The organism is Variovorax palleresanus (assembly GCF_051144945.1).
Lineage (GTDB): Bacteria > Pseudomonadota > Gammaproteobacteria > Burkholderiales > Burkholderiaceae_C > Variovorax > Variovorax paradoxus_S.
This window is the reverse complement of the sequence record NZ_JBJNVP010000002.1, coordinates 3,932,201-3,947,585: the sequence shown is the minus strand read 5'-3', so window position 1 is coordinate 3,947,585 and position 15,385 is coordinate 3,932,201. Positions and strand designations below refer to the sequence as shown.

Genomic DNA, 15,385 nt, shown 5'->3' with positions numbered 1-15,385 from the left:
TTCGATCCGGATAACGCCCGAAGCACCATCCGCGCGAGACTTGCCTCCATGCCCGGCGCAGCGTTGCGCCATGGTTCACACCAACCCGCACGAGGAGTTTCTCATGAGCGCAATCCAGGAAAAAGTCGTCCTCATCACGGGCGCGAGCGGTGGCATCGGCGAGGCGGCCGCGCGGCTCTTGGCACGTCGCGGCGCCAAGGTGGTGCTCGGCGCGCGCCGCACGGAGCGGCTCGAGGCACTGGCCCACGACATCACGGCCGCCGGTGGAACGGCGAGCTTCCAGCGGCTCGACGTCACCTATCGGCCCGACGTGGAAGCCTTTGCCGAGTTCGCACTCGAGACGCACGACCGCATCGACGTGCTGGTGAACGCGGCGGGCGTGATGCCGCTCTCGCCGCTGTGGTCACGCAAGGTCGACGAGTGGGAACTGATGATCGACGTGAACCTGCGTGGCGTGCTGCTGGGCATTGCGGCGGTACTGCCGACGATGCAGGAGCAGGGCTGGGGCCACATCGTCAACGTGGCGCCGGTGCCCGCGCATGGCGTGTCGCCGAATTCAGCGGTGTATTGCGGCACGCAGTACGCAGTCGACGCCATTTCGGAAGGGTTGCGGCAGGAGCATGCGGGCCGCGTGCGCGTGACGGTGGTACGCCCCGACGTGAGCGAGGCGGACCGCACGCTGGCCGATCGCATCGCGGCCTGCAGCTCGTTCGAGCGCATGGTCACGCGGCGGCGCATCGCGGTGCCGGTGGAGGCCGTGGCCCGCTCGATTGCGGGCGCCATCGAAGGCAGCAGCATCTCGGCGCCCCGGCGCACGGCATGGCGCCCGCGGCCGGCCGAGCACGCGTTCTGAGGGGCCGCGTCAGTAGGTCTTATCAGTAGGTCTTGTAAGGCAGGAACTTGCCCGAGAGCACCACATTGACGCGGTCGCCCTTCGGGTCGGCCTGGCGCTGGATGTCCATGCTGAAATCGATGGCGCTCATGATGCCGTCGCCGAATTCTTCATGGATCAGTTCCTTGATGGTGGTGCCGTACACGCTCACCACCTCGTACCAGCGGTAGATGAGCGGATCGGTCGGCACGGGCGTGGGCAGCGAACCCTTGTAGGGCACCACCTGGAGCCACTTCTGCTCTTCGACGGTGAGGCCGAAGATCTTGCCGATGATCTTGGCCTGCTTGTCGTCGAGCGTCATCTGGCCGAGGCATGCGGCGGTGGTCCACTCTTTCGAGAGGCCCACCTTCCTGGCCACGTCGGCCCACTGGATGCCCTTGGACACCTTCACGGTGATGATCTTCTCGGTAACGTCGTTGCGGTTCATGCGGGTTGGCTCCTGATGAGTTGGATGAATGAATGAGGTGGGAATCACGACGCCTTGGCGCGCGTGACAAGAAAATCGACGATGTGGTTGCGCAGCGCGTAGTAGCCATCGAGGTGGTGCAGCGAAGCCCGCGTGCGCTCGCGCGGCAGCGGGTTGACCACGGTCTCGGCGATGTTGCCGGGCCGCCAGCCGCCACCCGGCTGGTCGACGCCGTTGGTCATCAGCAGGATGCGGTCGGCCAGCAGGATGGCTTCGTCCACGTCGTGCGTGATCATGAAAACGGTCTGCTGCGTCCGGCGCACGATGGCCATGAGCTCGTCCTGGATGGTGCCGCGCGTGAGCGCGTCGAGCGCGCCAAAGGGCTCGTCGAGCAGCAGCATCTTGGGCTGTATGGCAAAGGCGCGCGCAATGCCCACGCGCTGCTTCATGCCGCCCGAAAGCTGCGAGGGCTTCTTGTCGATGGCCGCCTGCAGGCCCACCATGTCCACGAAGCGTTCCACCTGCGTGTTGACCTGAGCGGCCGACCAGTCGGGCCAGCGCGAGACCACCGCGAACGCGATGTTCCTGCGCACCGTGAGCCATGGCATGAGCGCATGGCTCTGGAACACCACGCCGCGTTCCAGGCTCGGGCCGGACACCTCGCGGCCGTCCATGAACACGTGGCCCGCGCTCGCTTCGTCGAGGCCGGCCAGCACGTTGAGGATGGTGGTCTTGCCGCAGCCCGAGTGGCCGATGATGCAGACGAACTCGCCGCGGTCGAGCGTGAACGACACGTCGGCGAACACCGGCCGCGCGGGCGCGAAGGCCTTGGCCAGCCGCTCGATGCGCAGGAAGCCGCCGGCGGCGGGCAAAGGGGCGGGAACAGGTGTCATGAGAGCGCCTTGTGCCAATCGATCACTCCACATAGGTGACCTTTCTCTGCAGCCCGGCAAAGGCCTGGTCGAGCAGCATGCCGACGACGCCGATCACCAGGATCGCGAAGATCACGTTGGTGAGCGAGAGGTTGTTCCATTCGTTCCACACGAAGTAGCCGATGCCGGTGCCGCCCACCAGCATCTCGGCCGCCACGATGACGAGCCACGCGATGCTCATGCTGATGCGCATGCCCGTGAGGATGGTGGGCGCGGCCGCCGGCAATATCACGCGGAACGCGCGGCGCAGCGGCTTCACTTCGAGCGTGCTGGCCACGTTGAGCCATTCGCGCTTGACCGAGGCCACCCCGAAGGCGGTGTTGAGCAGCATCGGCCACACCGAGCAGATGAAGATCACGAAGATGCCGCTGACCGACGAATCCTTGATGGTGTAGAGCGCGAGCGGCATCCACGCCAGCGGCGAGATCGGCTTGAGCACCTGGATGAAGGGATCGAAGGCCTTGTGCAGCAGCGGCGACATGCCGATGACGAAGCCGAGCGGCACCGCCACCGCGCAGGCCAGCAGGAAGCCCAGCGCCACGCGGCCGAGCGACCAGGCAAGCTGGATCGCGATGCCCTTGTCGTTCGGGCCGTTGTCGTAGAACGGATCGGACAGGTGCCGCCAGGCCGCCCCGCCCATCTCGGCCGGCGACGGAAAGCCCGAGCTCTTCACCTGGCCCGGGTCCTTGCCGAGCATCTTCTGGTATTCGATCTGCTCGGCGGTCATGCCGGCGGCGGCCGTGGTGCCGGCAGCCGGCAGGGTGGCGAGCTGCCACACGGCCAGCACCAGGCCGAGCAGCAGCACCGACAGCAGCGCCGCCTTGAGCGTGAGGTTCTTGCGCATGGCGTGTCAGGCCGCCAGCTTGCTGATCGCAAAGCTCTTGACGTAGTCGTCCGGCTTCGCAGGGTCGAACACCTTGCCCATGATGGTGAACTTGGGGTATGCCCCCTCGGGCACCGGCTGGCCCAGCGCCTTCATCTGCTTCTTGGCATCGGTCAGCAGGAACACCTTCTCCGCGATCTGCTTGTAGTCGACGTCGCCCTTCACGTAGCCCCAGCGCTTCATCTGCGTGAGCATCCAGACGGCCATCGACTGCCAGGGAATCGGATCGAAGTCGGCGCGGTTGGGCACCGTGCGGATGTTGCCGAGTCCGTCCGCGAACTTGCCGGTCAGCACCTGGCTGATCACGGTCTCGGGCTGGTTCAGGTACTGCGCCGGCGCAATTACCTTGGCGATCAGCTCGCGGTTCTTCGGGTCGCGCGCCATGGCCGATGCGGTGAGCACCGAGCGAACCAGCGCCGCGAAGGTGTTGGGGTTCTTCTGGATGAATTCGGTCGAGCTGCCGAAGGCGCAGCAGGGGTGGCCGTCCCAGAGGTCGCGGGTCAAGAGGTGCAGGAAGCCGATTTCCTCGAACACGGCGCGCTGGTTGAACGGGTCGGGGCCCAGATAGCCGTCGATGTTGCCGGCGCGCAGGTTGGCCACCATCTCGGGCGGTGGCACCACGCGGATCTGGATGTCGGTGTCGGGGTTCAGGCCCGCCTCGGCCACGTAGTAGCGCAGCAGGAAGTTGTGCATGCTGTACTCGAAGGGAACGGCAAACTTCATGCCCTTCCACATCTTCGGGTCGCGCTTGTCCTTGTGCTTGTTGGCCAGCGTGATCGCCTGGCCGTTGGTGTTCTGGATGGTCGCGACATTCATCGGCACCTGGTTGGAGCCGGCCCCCATCGAAATGGCCAGCGGCATGGGCGACAGGAAATGCGTGGCGTCGTATTCCTTGTTGAGCATCTTGTCGCGGATGAGCGCCCATCCTGCCGTCTTGACCACGTCGACGTTGAGCCCCTGCTTCTGATAGAAGCCCAGCGGGTGCGCCATGATGAGCGGCGTGGCGCAGGTGATCGGAATGAAGCCGATCTTGAGGTTGGTCTTTTCGAGCGGCGCCTTGTCTTGCGCCATGGCCTGCAGCGCGCCCAGCGGCAGCACGGAAGCAATGGCGGCGCGCGCGGTGTTGGCACCCACGGCGCGCAGGAAGTTGCGGCGCACGCTGTCGACCGGAAACAGCGCCTTCATGAGGCTGGCCTCGAGCTTGTCGTCGGGGCTCACCTCGATGTCGGCGCCGCGGCCGTGGCTGCGGCCGCAGGCGCATCGCATGTTCAGTGGCCGGTCGGCATCGTAGAGATCGCAGGCGGTCGAATCGGATGGGCTGGACATGGTGGTGCACCTCGGTGAAAAGATGCTTGCACGATGCAAGGGCCGGGCCGAAAGCGAGGCCCAAAGGCTTGCCGACCGCAGATCGTGCCGCGCTTGTCGAGGCCTTGTAGGGCTGGCACTACAAGGCGATGCCCGCCGGCTTCGTTTTCATGCTGCGGGCGCCGCTTTGCCGTGGCGCTCGGCATACAGCGCGAGCTCCACGTCGTTCTTGGTGCCGGTCTTTTCGAGGATGCGGGCGCGGTAGGTGCTGACCGTGTTGGGCGCCAGGCCCAGCTGCGCACCAATTTCGCTCACGCTGTGCCCGGCGCTGAGCAGCCGGTACACCTGGTGTTCGCGATGCGAGAGCTGTTCGGGTCCCTGCCCCACGTTGCGGCCCACTGCGGCCGCCAGCGCTTCCGCCGTGGCCGCCGATACATAAAGGCCGCCCGCCGCCACCTTGCGCACGGCGCTCACCATGTCGTCGGCATCGGCGCTCTTGTTCAGGTAGCCCGAAGCGCCAAGCTTGATGCAGCGCACCGCGTACTGCTTCTCGGGATAGGTGCTGAGCATCAGCACCGGCAGCGTGGGCCAGTCTTTCCGCAGGGCCTGCAATACGTCGAGGCCGTCGCGCCCCGGCAGCGCGATGTCGAGCAGCACCACGTCGAGGCCCTCGGGGCCGCCGAGTTCCTGCACGGCGGCCAGCACCTCGGGGCCGGTCTGCGCTTCCGCGCGAACGGCCATCGAGGGCAGTCCGTTCGACAAATCGCCCAGCATCTGCTTCAGGCCCTCGCGCACGATGCGGTGGTCGTCGCCGATGAGCACGCGGATCTCGTTCATGCCGCCAAGCCTACACCGGCAGCGGAAGCGGCAGTTGCAGGCGGAAGGTGCTGCCCTCGCCCACCTGGCTGTGGATGTCGATGCGCCCGCCGAAGTGGCGCGCGCGCTCGCGCATGCCCAATACGCCATAGGAGGTGGCCGCTTCGAAGGCCTCTGCCGGTGCGCCAATGCCGTCGTCGCGCACGCTGATGTTCAGTTGCCGCTGTTCCACGCCGACGCGGATGTCGAGGCTGCGCGCCTTCGCATGGCGCCCGACGTTGCTGAGCATTTCCTGGAAGATCCGGAACACCGCAATGGCCGCAGGCTCGGGCAGCTCCACGCCCGCAGGCACGTCGAAGTGCCATTGCAGCGCCAGTTCAGCAGACTGCACGAACTCGTGCGCCTGCCATTCGAGCGCCGCCCACAGGCCCTGGTGGTCGAGGATGCTGGGGCGCAGGTCGGTGATGATGCGGCCCACGTTGTCGACCGCGCGCTCGATCAGCTGACTCATGTTGCCGCACTTGCCGCGCATCTGGTCGCGCATGGCCTGCGCGGCATCGGGTGCGCGCTCCTGCTGCTCGCCCAGGCGCTTGCCGATCCAGTTGACGTCCATCTTGAGCGCCACCAGCAGGCTGCCGAGTTCGTCGTGCACCTCGCGCGCGATGCGCGTGCGTTCGTCTTCGCGCACCTTGTCGAGCCAGGCCGAGAGCTCGCGCAATTGCACCAGCGCATCGCTGAGTTCGCGCGTGCGCTCCTGCACGCGCAGGCCGAGTTCGTCCTTGGCCTGCTGCAGCGCCTCAGCCTGGCGGCGGCGCTCGGTGATGTCGACAAAGGTGATGACGGCGCCGCGCACCTGCGCGCCGTCCATGATCGGATGGCTCGAATACTCCACCGCAAAGGCGCTGCCGTCGCGGCGCCAGAACACCTCGGTGTCGATGCGGCACGGCAGGCCGCGGCGAAAGGCATTGAAGATGGGACAGTCCGTGTCGGCGTAGTGCGAACCGTCCGGGTGCGAGTGGTGTGTGAGCTCGTGCATGTTGCTCCCGATCACGTCGCGCGCCTCGTGGCCCAGCATCTCTGCCCCGGCCCGGTTGATGAACATGCAGTGCCCGTCGAGGTCGACGCCGAAGATGCCCTCGCCGGTGGACTCCAGCAGCAGCCCCAATTGGTGCTGCCAGAGCGGGTGGCTGGCGGTGGGGTTCAGTACGGGCGTTTCCATGCACCAAAAGCAAGCAACAAATGTTCCTGAAGAAGGACAGGGCCGATCAGCGCTCCCAGCGGAACTTGCGCTCGGACTCCTCGATGGGCTGGTCGTTGATGCTCGCAAAGCGCTTTTGCATCAACCCGTTCTCGGCGAATTCCCAGTTCTCGTTGCCATGGCTTCGAAACCACTGCCCGGCCTCGTCGTGCCATTCGTATTCGAAGCGCACCGCGATGCGGTTGTCCATGAAGGCCCAGAGCTGCTTCTTCAGGCGGTAGTCGTGCTCGCGCTCCCACTTGCGGGTGAGAAATTCGACCACCTGCTCGCGGCCGTTGACGAAGTCGGCGCGGTTGCGCCACTCGGTATCGGGCGTGTAGGCCAGGCTCACGCGAACCGGGTCGCGCGTGTTCCAGGCGTCTTCGGCGGCCTGGACTTTCTTCGTGGCGCTTTCGAGGGTGAAGGGAGGCAGCGGCGGGCGGGATTCCATGAGCGTCTTTCGTTGAAGCGGAGTGGATGAAGGAGCGGTGCGAGCCCGCAATGTGCCACATGTAGACAGATCTGTCTACATGCCTACAATAGCGCCATGGACATCTCCGCACTGCCCGCACGCGAGCGCATCCTGCACACGGCGCACGACCTCTTCTATGCAGACGGCATCCGCGCCACCGGCATCGACCGCGTCATTGCCGAATCGGGCGTGACCAAGGTCACCTTCTACCGGCACTTCCCGTCGAAGGACGACCTGGTGCGCGAATTTCTCGACCATCGCCACGCGCGGTGGATGGCCTGGTTCGTCGACGCACTGGGACGCCGCGGCGCGCACGAACGGGCCGGCGATGCCGGGGCCTTGCTTCTGCTCGCCGACGTGATGGCCGAATGGTTCGCCGACCCGGTGTTTCGTGGCTGCGCCTTCATCAACGCGGTGGCCGAGGTGGGCGGCAGCGTCGAAGGTGCAGCGCAGCGTGCGCGCGAACACAAGCGCGAGATGGTGGAAGTCATCGCGGGCCTTTTGCCCGCGGAATCACCCTCGCGCATGGCGCTTGCACAGGCCGCCGCGCTCGGCGTGGACGGCGCCATCGTCAAGGCGCAGATGGGCGACGCGGCCCTGGCGCGCGAAGCCATCGACGACTTGCGGCGCCTTCTCCAGGCATTGGCCGCCGCGTCACACCCCGCAGTGCCCCGATAAGATCCAGCCCGGAACGACACATGGCTTCAACGCGACTCCCCTCGACCCAGGGCCTGCAGGCTTTCGAGGCCGTGGCACGGCTGCGCAGCGTGAACCTGGCGGCGGAAGAGCTCAGCGTGACGCCCAGTGCCGTGAGCCACCGCATCCGCCAGCTTGAAACGCTGCTCGAACTCAAGTTCTTCGTGGGCAACGACTTCAGCCTGAGCGCCGATGGCGTGGCCTACCTGGCCCGCGTGCGCGAGGCCATTGCGGCGCTGCAGCAGGTGCCCGGGCGAGAGCCCGCATCGCAGGTGCGGCGGCTGCGCGTGGCCGTGACGCCCACCTTCTCGCGCCAGATGCTGCTGCCCCGGCTGGCCGTGTTCCGCGATGCCTATCCCAACATCGAACTGATGCTGCAGGTGACCACGCCGGTGCGCAACATGACGGCCGAAGAGGCCGATATCGAGCTGCGCTTTGGCACCGGGCCCTTTCACGACCGGGAGTTTTTCCAGCTGCTGGCCGACGAGGTCTCGCCCGTGTGCAGCCCGGCCTACCTGGAGCGGCACGGCCCCTTCGACGGCTTTGCCACCGATGCGGAAATCTCGCGCGCCCAGTTGCTGCGTACGCCGCTGGAATCCTGGCGCACCTGGTTCAAGGCCTGCGGCATCGGCCTGCCCGAGCCGGCCACGGGCCACCAGTTCAACGACCTGGGCCTGGCGCTCGACGCGGCGGCCGAAGACTTCGGCGTGGTGCTCATGCACCTGAAGCTCGGCAGCGCGTGGCTCGACAGCGGCCGCCTCGTGCGGCTTTCGCCACGCAGCGTGCCCTCGCCCAACGCCTACTTCATCTGCTGGCGGCCGGGCGCCATGGAGCGGTGGGAGTGCGCGACCTTCGCCGAATGGCTGCGCCAGGCGCTGCGCGATTGAACTGAACTGAATTCTTTTCAGCCGCGGACCGGGTAATTTTCATATCGGCCGTGGCCGCGCGCATCACACTCGGGCCGCTGCGGGCCTGCCCATAATGGCGGGCCTTCGCAAAAAAACGAACAACCGAAGACCCCTCAGGAGACCGCCTCGTGCCAGACCTTTCCAAGATCACCTGCATCGAAGACCTGCGGGTGGTCGCCAAGCGGCGCGTGCCGAGAATGTTCTACGACTACGCCGACTCCGGCGCGTGGACCGAGAGCACCTACCGCGCCAACGAGAGCGACTTTCAAAAGATCAAGCTGCGCCAGCGCGTGGCCGTGAACATGGAAGGCCGCTCCACGCGCACCACCATGATCGGCCAGGACGTGGCCATGCCGGTGGCCATTGCACCCACCGGGCTCACCGGCATGCAGCACGCAGACGGCGAGATCCTGGGCGCGCGCGCGGCCAAGGCCTTCGGCATTCCGTTCACCCTGTCGACCATGAGCATCTGCTCGCTGGAGGATATTGCCGAGCACACCGGCCGGCATCCGTTCTGGTTCCAGCTCTACGTCATGAAGGACCGCGACTTCATCGAGCGGCTGATCGAACGCGCGCGCGCCGCGAACGTGTCGGCGCTGCAGCTCACGCTCGACCTGCAGATCCTCGGCCAGCGCCACAAGGACATCAAGAACGGCCTCTCGACGCCGCCCAAGCCGACCATCGCCAACATGATCAACCTGGCGACCAAGCCGCACTGGTGCATGGGCATGCTGGGCACCAGGCGCCGCACCTTCGGCAACATCGCGGGCCATGCCAAGGGCGTGAAGGACCTGTCGTCGCTCGCGTCGTGGACGGCCGAGCAGTTCGACCCGGCACTGAGCTGGGCCGACGTCGAATGGATCAAGAAGCGCTGGGGCGGCAAGCTGATCCTCAAGGGCATCATGGACGTGGAAGATGCGCGCCTTGCCGCCGCGAGCGGTGCCGATGCGCTCATCGTCTCCAACCACGGCGGCCGCCAGCTCGACGGCGCGCCCTCTTCCATCGCGGCGCTGCCCGCCATCGTCGATGCCGTGGGCAGCGAGATCGAGGTGTGGATGGACGGCGGCATCCGCAGCGGCCAGGACGTGCTCAAGGCCCGCGCGCTCGGCGCCCGCGGCACGCTCATCGGCCGCAGCTTTCTGTACGGCCTGGGCGCCTACGGCCAGGCGGGCGTGACGCGCGCGCTGCAGATCATCCACAAGGAACTCGACATCACCATGGCCTTCTGCGGTCGCACCGATATCGAGAACGTGGATTCGAGCATCCTGCTGCCGGGCACGTTCTAGGCCCGGGGGAAAATCAGGGAGCCCGCGCAGGCACGCGGGTTTCGAGCGCGGGCGCCTGCCACTCGGGCTTGATGTGGCAGCCGTTCTTGCCGTCGGTGTCGTAGCGCGGCATCAGCGCCGCGCAACGTTGCGCCAGGCTCGCGGGCGTGGGTTTTTCGCCCTTGTCGATCCAGTCCATCAATGCATCGAAGAGCGCCGGGTATTCCGAATCGCTCAGGTAGCTGTGCTCGCGCTCGGCGCTGAAGCTTTGCACCAGGGTGCCACCCGTGCCCGCAGCATCGCGAATGCGCCGGTAGGCGTTCTCGAGTTCGACGAAAGCCGTGGGGTCGTCGATGGCGTGCAGGGCCACGGTGGGCAGCGCGGTGCGGCCGGTGGGCTGGCTGTCGGCGGCGAGCGCGCCCTTGGCCTGCGGATCGGCGGCATAGCGCGCCACGCCGGCGTTGAGCGTCGCATCGTCCGCCGAGCCCTGATAGACCACGCCGATGTTGCCGAAGGGATTGCGTCCGCCCAGGCGCTGCTGCACCAGGTCCTGGAACAGCCAGGTGGCCCAGTTCAGGTGGCCCTGCAGCGAGCGCTCCTGGATCTTCACCACCGACAGGATGGTCTTGAGCCGCGCCGCCTGCTCCGGCGTGCGCTGCGCGGCGGGCAGGCCGACACCGGTGCACTCCTTGACGCGTGCAGCCAGTTCGGCGCGCGTGAGCTGCGAATCCATGGGGAGGCCCTGCCACAAGGGGTATTGCGGCTCGTCGGGCTTTGGATGGTTGCGGCACACGTACTGGTAGACCACGCGCAGGTCGAGCCGGAAATCGTAGGCACTGTTGCCCCCGCCGAGCACGCCGCTGGTGAGCAGCAGGCCGTCGTACGGGCTCTTCGCATCGCCCGCCGGCGCATGGAGTTCAGCGGCCTTTGCGGCCACGCCCGCGCCGTAGCTCTGGCCATGCAGCAGCGTGCGGCGCGGTGGGCCGAAGCGCTGCACGAAGATGCGGCGCAGGCGCTCGGTGTCCTCCGCGGCCATGGTCACGCCATAGCCGCCGCGCCGGTAGGTGGAGCCGGCCCATGCGTAGCCGGCTTTCACGGTGACGGCCCAGCGCTTCAGGTCTTCCTCGCTTCGCGACAGCTTGGGCGGACCGGTCTCGGGACCGCCATGGGCGTGCATCACGAGCACGCGGTTCCAATCCTTGGGGATCGCGATCCAGTAGAAGGCGCCCGTGCCGTCTTCGCCGGTATAGCAGCGCGTGGCCTCGGGCACCGGCGCCGGACAGGCCGTGGGCTTGGGCCCCCAGGCGGCGGCCTGGGCCGCCAGCGGGGCCAGGGTGCCGAGCAGCGCGAAAGCGAAGGTGCGAAGAAGTGGTTTGCCGTGACTCATCAATGATGTCAATGTCCTGCTCCGGGTTCCAGCGCCATGGCGGCCCCCGATGCGGAGACGAAGCCAGGCACCAGTTCGACCGAGGCGCTACGCCTCGGCGATCCAAAGGCCCGGATAGTCACGCACGAAGCTGTCCGCCGTGACGCGCAGTGTCGCCGCATAGTCGAAGCGCTTGGCCTCGTAGGCGTACGTGTCGTCTGCGGTCCGCTCGTAGTGCTGCATCAGTTCGCTGAGCACGCCGCCGTCAATATCGACCCAGGCGGCCGGCGCATCGGCGCCTTCGCCCTTGGCAAGATTGAGCCGGCGCAGCTGCAGCAGGTTGGTGGCGGGGGTGAAGCCCAGGTCGAGGTCGACGCAATGCGACAGGTCCGGCACGGCCTCGTCGTTGAGCTTCCAGTGGCCGCGCGCATCGCGAGCAATGGACAGGTCGATAGCGCTGCCGCCGATCCAGCCGCGCACCGTGCCCCACTGCGTGTGCCAGTGCTGGTCGCAGCGAACACGGTAGTGCAGTTGCGCGATACGGTGGTCCTCGAGGCGGAACACGGCAGCTCCGTCGAGCTGCCACGCGGTCGCGTTGCGCTCGAGCCGGCAGGCGTCATGGCCCGGTGCATCGAGCCTGCGCCACAGAATGGAAGCGACGGTTTGCATGGCGCGGATGATGACCCCAGCGGGCGCAACAGGCAAGCCTTGTCACAATGCCCCGGATCATGAAGAAGGCGTGCGCATCGGCGAACTGCAGAAGATTCGCAGCTTCAACCTGGACGACCCCGCGGTGCGCGCCAAGATGCGCGAGCGCTACGGCGACAAGGTGCCGATGGACGAGCCCGTGATCTCGCCAGTGGCGATGTTCGACTCGCCGCTGCTGACGACGGTGGAGACGCGCTGAGCGCAGGGCGGTCTCGCCGAAAGCCCCGTTCGCATCATCATGGAGAGCTGACGTTCGTAGGCTCGACCATTCAGAGGAGCACGCAAGTGGAACCCTGGTTCGCCCATGCCAAGCTGATCAACTCGCTGGAGCCGGAGATCGCGTTTCTTTTGTGGGACGAATTTCGTCCCGCGCCGGGCCATCAGCCCGAGCCGCTCGCCTTGCCGGAATTCCCGCGCGCTTCGCGCCTGCTGGCGCGCACCTCCGAGGCCATTGGGCACGAGGCGGAACTTGCCGCGTATTACGGCCGGGTGGCCACGCTGGCCCAGCAGCACGCGCTGAAACTCCATCAGGTGCGCCAGTATTTCTGGATGGATCTGCGGCTCGACAACGAGGAGGCGGACGTTCACCTGTCGTTCCCCTGGTACGACACCTTCGCCGCAATGGACCATTTCCTGGCCGCCGTGGCCGGGAATGACCAAGGCATGGTCTACGACGACCAGGACCAAGGGTGGGCGGTGGAGGTCTGGGCCTGCAACGGCACGCTCTACATCCGGGAGAGCAACCCCGATTCCGACGATGAGCCCGGCCAAGCCGTTGCACTGCCCAGGGCCGGTCTGCAGGCCCGCATTGCCCCGCTGCGCAAGCGCACCGCGAAGCTCGTGGCCTGTCTGGCGAAAGAACTTGGACCGGATGTGTGGCTTGGCGGCGAGGTGCAACCGGCCGGGACACTCGATCTGCGCTGATGAAAATTGCCCGCACCGCGCACCAAGGCAATCGGATGGGGCGCCCGCCGCTATTTCAGTGCGGCGAGCACGCTGTCCAGGAATTCGCGTATGGTGGTTCCGAAGTCCTCCGGCTGGGCTGGCCGCTCGAACCGGCGCGGGAAGTCGGTTTCCAGGTCCGGGTGCGAGCGCATGAAATCGACGATCTCGACGCGCAACGCCTCAAGTTCGGCGGGCGTGCAGGCCTTCCGGTATTCGGCCATGACTTCGGCACCGGTCTCGCCGAAGTATTCGTAATCCTGGCCGAAGTAAACCTTGGTGAGGTTGTCGATGAGTTCGTAGCGCTTCATGGCAATCCGGCTGCTGGTTTCAGAAGGGGTGCGCCGTGAGGATGTAGTACGGCATTCCGTTGTAGCTCTTCATGTTCAGGATCACGCGCACGTTGGTCAGCTGGCTGACGGTGGTGGCGCCCCGCTGCACGCCGATGCCCACCACGCTGCCCACGTTGTGGTCGAACGCCACGGGCTTGGAGCCCACGGCGGCCGAACGCGACCACGCCCTGATGGCTCTGGCGTTGGCACGAACAGTGGCGCTGATGGCGCGCTCTGCGACGTCGAGATTGTGGAACGACGACACTTTGGGCAGCGACGGCTTGTTCGCCAACCTCTGGAAAAGTTCCGCCTCGGTCTTGCCGACATGTTCCCGGATCGCGTGGCCGCCGATCTTTGTGCCTGGCGGTCCTTCATGCAGCCGCAGATTGACTGGCTCCAGGCGAAACCTGCTGGCGCGCACCGCGATCACGCGCGCGGCGACCAGCCCGGAAGCCACGACCAGCGGCACCGCCACATCCACCGCAAGGCCGATGCCGTCGGCCGTTTCGCGCGAGGCGCCCAGCGCCTCGGCCGCCGCGCTGGCAGTGACGGCGGTAGCCGTACGCTGCGGGGTGCCGGTCCAGACCTGGCGGCTCGAGGTTGCCAAGGTATCGTAGCCGTGCACGCCCAGCACCACGCAGCCGGCCTTGGTCACCATGGTGGGCTCGGGCGCCAGGCAGAGCACGCCGGCGCCGACCAGTTCCACCACCCCGCCCACCAGCCCGACGGTCCCCCAGAGCCGGTTGCTCAGGCTCGCGGATTCGGGCACGTCCTGCCCGCCCAGCACCGCCGCCATCTGCACCGGCGTCAGCGCGATGCTCAATCCTTCGACTTCGTCATCCATGCCAGATCCCCTTCCTTCCCATGTCGCAATTGCCATCGGACGGTCAAAAACCGCGGTCCGCCGCATTCTGGCATGCGTGCCCCGCGCGGGCGGACACAGCCCGGCCGCGAGACAATCGCAGCCGTGAGTTCCCAGCCCGTGACCAAGCCTCCGATCCGCCGCATCGCCCACCTCGACATGGACGCCTTCTTCGCGTCGGTCGAACTGCTTCGCTATCCGCAGCTCAAGGGCTTGCCGGTGGTGATCGGCGGCGGGCGGCGCAGCGTGGACGAGGCGATCCGCCATGTGCCCGAAGGCGGCACGCTGGCCGACATTCCGGTCGACGCCTTTCCGCGCCTACGAGACTACGTGGGCCGCGGCGTGATCACCACCGCCACCTACCCGGCGCGGCAGTTCGGCGTGGGCTCGGCCATGGGGCTCATGAAGGCCGCCAAGCTCTGCCCGCAGGCCATCATCCTGCCGGTGGATTTCGACGAGATCCGCAAGTATTCGCGCGCCTTCAAGCAGATGATCAGGGAGATCGCGCCGCTGATGGAAGACCGCGGCGTGGACGAGGTGTACATCGACTTCACCGACGTGCCGGGCGGCCAGCGCGAAGGCGGGCGCTCGCTGGCGCGGCTGATTCAAAAAGCGATCTTCGACGCCACCGGCCTCACCTGCTCGATCGGCGTGGCGCCCAACAAGCTCATCGCCAAGATGGCGAGCGAGTTCAACAAGCCCAACGGCATCTCGGTGGTCTACGAGAACGACCTGCAGACCCGCATCTGGCCGCTGCCCTGCCGCAAGGTGAACGGCATCGGGCCCAAGGCCGACGAGAAGCTCAAGCGCTTCGGCATCGAGACGGTGGGCGAACTCGCGGCGCGCGACCGCGACTGGCTGATCCAGAATTTCGGCAAATCCACGGGCGCGTGGATGCACGAGGTGGCCTGGGGCCGCGACGACCGGCCGGTGGTGACCGAAAGCGAGCCCGTGTCGATGAGCCGCGAGACCACCTTCGACCGCGACCTGCATGCCGTGCGCGACCGCGCCGAGCTTGGCGCCATCTTCACCCACCTGTGCGAGAAGCTGGCCGAAGACCTGCAGCGCAAGGGCTACGTGGGCAAGACCATCGGCATCAAGCTGCGCTATGACGATTTCAAGATTGCCACGCGCGACCAGACCATCGACCGCTTCACCGCCGACGGCAAGACGATTCGCCAGATCGGCGGGCTGTGCCTGAAGCGCGTGCCGCTCGAGCGGCCGCTGCGGCTGCTGGGCGTGCGCGTGGGCGCGCTCGCGAAGGCGGGAAGCCCGGAGGCGCTGGCACCGGCCGCCAGCAGCCCGGCCTCCCGCGCGTCCGTGGAGTCGACTTCGACCACGGCCTCGCTCTTCTGAAGCCGTG

At 66.9% G+C, this 15,385-nt stretch carries 18 protein-coding genes; 7 read left to right on the top strand and 11 right to left on the bottom strand.

The genetic code is table 11. From position 1 onward, the window contains the following. Positions 1-103: 103 nt before the first annotated feature. Positions 104-853 carry an SDR family oxidoreductase gene (locus ACJ7Z0_RS22375; protein ID WP_434791584.1) on the top strand — a complete coding sequence of 250 codons (750 nt, stop codon included), beginning with the start codon at positions 104-106 and terminating at the stop codon, positions 851-853. 22 nt (positions 854-875) lie between these two features. On the opposite strand, the gene cynS is transcribed toward ACJ7Z0_RS22375, so the two are convergent. From cynS to ACJ7Z0_RS22340, 7 genes are all read right to left on the bottom strand, one after another. Then, entirely contained in the window at positions 876-1,319 is a 444-nt protein-coding gene (gene cynS / locus ACJ7Z0_RS22370; protein ID WP_093018895.1) for a cyanase, read from the bottom strand. Between the two features lie 44 nt (positions 1,320-1,363). Further along, positions 1,364-2,191 carry an ABC transporter ATP-binding protein gene (locus ACJ7Z0_RS22365; protein WP_431123859.1) on the bottom strand — a complete coding sequence of 276 codons (828 nt, stop codon included), beginning with the start codon at positions 2,189-2,191 and terminating at the stop codon, positions 1,364-1,366. A gap of 22 nt (positions 2,192-2,213) precedes the next feature. Then, complete coding sequence (ntrB, locus tag ACJ7Z0_RS22360; RefSeq protein WP_434791583.1) at positions 2,214-3,074, bottom strand: nitrate ABC transporter permease; 861 nt, start codon at positions 3,072-3,074, stop codon at positions 2,214-2,216. Between the two features lie 6 nt (positions 3,075-3,080). Further along, the gene (locus ACJ7Z0_RS22355) at positions 3,081-4,439 is read right to left on the bottom strand and encodes a CmpA/NrtA family ABC transporter substrate-binding protein (protein WP_434791582.1); all 1,359 of its coding nucleotides are present in this window, start codon (positions 4,437-4,439) and stop codon (positions 3,081-3,083) included. Between the two features lie 147 nt (positions 4,440-4,586). Continuing rightward, positions 4,587-5,255, bottom strand: a complete 669-nt coding sequence (locus tag ACJ7Z0_RS22350; protein ID WP_369652921.1) for a response regulator transcription factor — start codon at positions 5,253-5,255, stop codon at positions 4,587-4,589. Between the two features lie 10 nt (positions 5,256-5,265). Further along, positions 5,266-6,453, bottom strand: coding sequence for a sensor histidine kinase (locus ACJ7Z0_RS22345; RefSeq protein WP_434791581.1), 1,188 nt, complete (start codon positions 6,451-6,453; stop codon positions 5,266-5,268). 46 nt (positions 6,454-6,499) lie between these two features. Then, on the bottom strand, positions 6,500-6,922 hold the full coding sequence (locus ACJ7Z0_RS22340) for a nuclear transport factor 2 family protein (RefSeq protein ID WP_434791580.1): 423 nt from the start codon (positions 6,920-6,922) through the stop codon (positions 6,500-6,502). 96 nt (positions 6,923-7,018) lie between these two features. Between ACJ7Z0_RS22340 and ACJ7Z0_RS22335 the strand changes: the two genes are divergently transcribed. The 3 genes from ACJ7Z0_RS22335 to ACJ7Z0_RS22325 all read left to right on the top strand — a co-directional run bounded on the left by ACJ7Z0_RS22335 (position 7,019) and on the right by ACJ7Z0_RS22325 (position 9,833). Next, positions 7,019-7,621, top strand: a complete 603-nt coding sequence (locus tag ACJ7Z0_RS22335; protein ID WP_434791579.1) for a TetR/AcrR family transcriptional regulator — start codon at positions 7,019-7,021, stop codon at positions 7,619-7,621. Positions 7,622-7,641: 20 nt separating this feature from the next. After that, positions 7,642-8,526, top strand: a complete 885-nt coding sequence (locus tag ACJ7Z0_RS22330) for a LysR substrate-binding domain-containing protein (protein WP_434791578.1) — start codon at positions 7,642-7,644, stop codon at positions 8,524-8,526. Between the two features lie 149 nt (positions 8,527-8,675). After that, positions 8,676-9,833, top strand: a complete 1,158-nt coding sequence (locus tag ACJ7Z0_RS22325) for an alpha-hydroxy acid oxidase (protein ID WP_434791577.1) — start codon at positions 8,676-8,678, stop codon at positions 9,831-9,833. 13 nt (positions 9,834-9,846) lie between these two features. Here ACJ7Z0_RS22325 and ACJ7Z0_RS22320 read toward each other — a convergent pair whose 3' ends face one another. Continuing rightward, a complete protein-coding gene (locus tag ACJ7Z0_RS22320) occupies positions 9,847-11,199 on the bottom strand; it encodes an alpha/beta hydrolase family protein (protein WP_434791576.1) in 1,353 nt (450 codons plus the stop codon). An 87-nt stretch (positions 11,200-11,286) separates the two neighbouring features. Beyond that, entirely contained in the window at positions 11,287-11,847 is a 561-nt protein-coding gene (locus tag ACJ7Z0_RS22315) for a putative glycolipid-binding domain-containing protein (protein ID WP_434791575.1), read from the bottom strand. Positions 11,848-11,917: 70 nt separating this feature from the next. On the opposite strand from ACJ7Z0_RS22315, the gene ACJ7Z0_RS22310 reads away from it, so the two are divergent. Further along, on the top strand, positions 11,918-12,085 hold the full coding sequence (locus ACJ7Z0_RS22310; RefSeq protein ID WP_434791574.1) for a C40 family peptidase: 168 nt from the start codon (positions 11,918-11,920) through the stop codon (positions 12,083-12,085). 86 nt (positions 12,086-12,171) lie between these two features. Beyond that, positions 12,172-12,810: a hypothetical protein gene (locus tag ACJ7Z0_RS22305; RefSeq protein ID WP_434791573.1), complete on the top strand. Its 639-nt coding sequence runs from the start codon at positions 12,172-12,174 to the stop codon at positions 12,808-12,810. 50 nt (positions 12,811-12,860) lie between these two features. Here the strand turns inward: ACJ7Z0_RS22305 and ACJ7Z0_RS22300 are convergent, their stop codons facing one another. Both ACJ7Z0_RS22300 and ACJ7Z0_RS22295 read right to left on the bottom strand, forming a co-directional pair. Beyond that, positions 12,861-13,139, bottom strand: a complete 279-nt coding sequence (locus tag ACJ7Z0_RS22300) for a contact-dependent growth inhibition system immunity protein (protein WP_434791572.1) — start codon at positions 13,137-13,139, stop codon at positions 12,861-12,863. A 19-nt stretch (positions 13,140-13,158) separates the two neighbouring features. Then, a complete protein-coding gene (locus ACJ7Z0_RS22295) occupies positions 13,159-14,004 on the bottom strand; it encodes an RNase A-like domain-containing protein (RefSeq protein WP_434791571.1) in 846 nt (281 codons plus the stop codon). A 123-nt stretch (positions 14,005-14,127) separates the two neighbouring features. Here ACJ7Z0_RS22295 and ACJ7Z0_RS22290 point away from each other — a divergent pair, with 123 nt between their 5' ends. Continuing rightward, the gene (locus ACJ7Z0_RS22290) at positions 14,128-15,378 is read left to right on the top strand and encodes a Y-family DNA polymerase (protein ID WP_434791570.1); all 1,251 of its coding nucleotides are present in this window, start codon (positions 14,128-14,130) and stop codon (positions 15,376-15,378) included. Positions 15,379-15,385 lie beyond the last annotated feature (7 nt).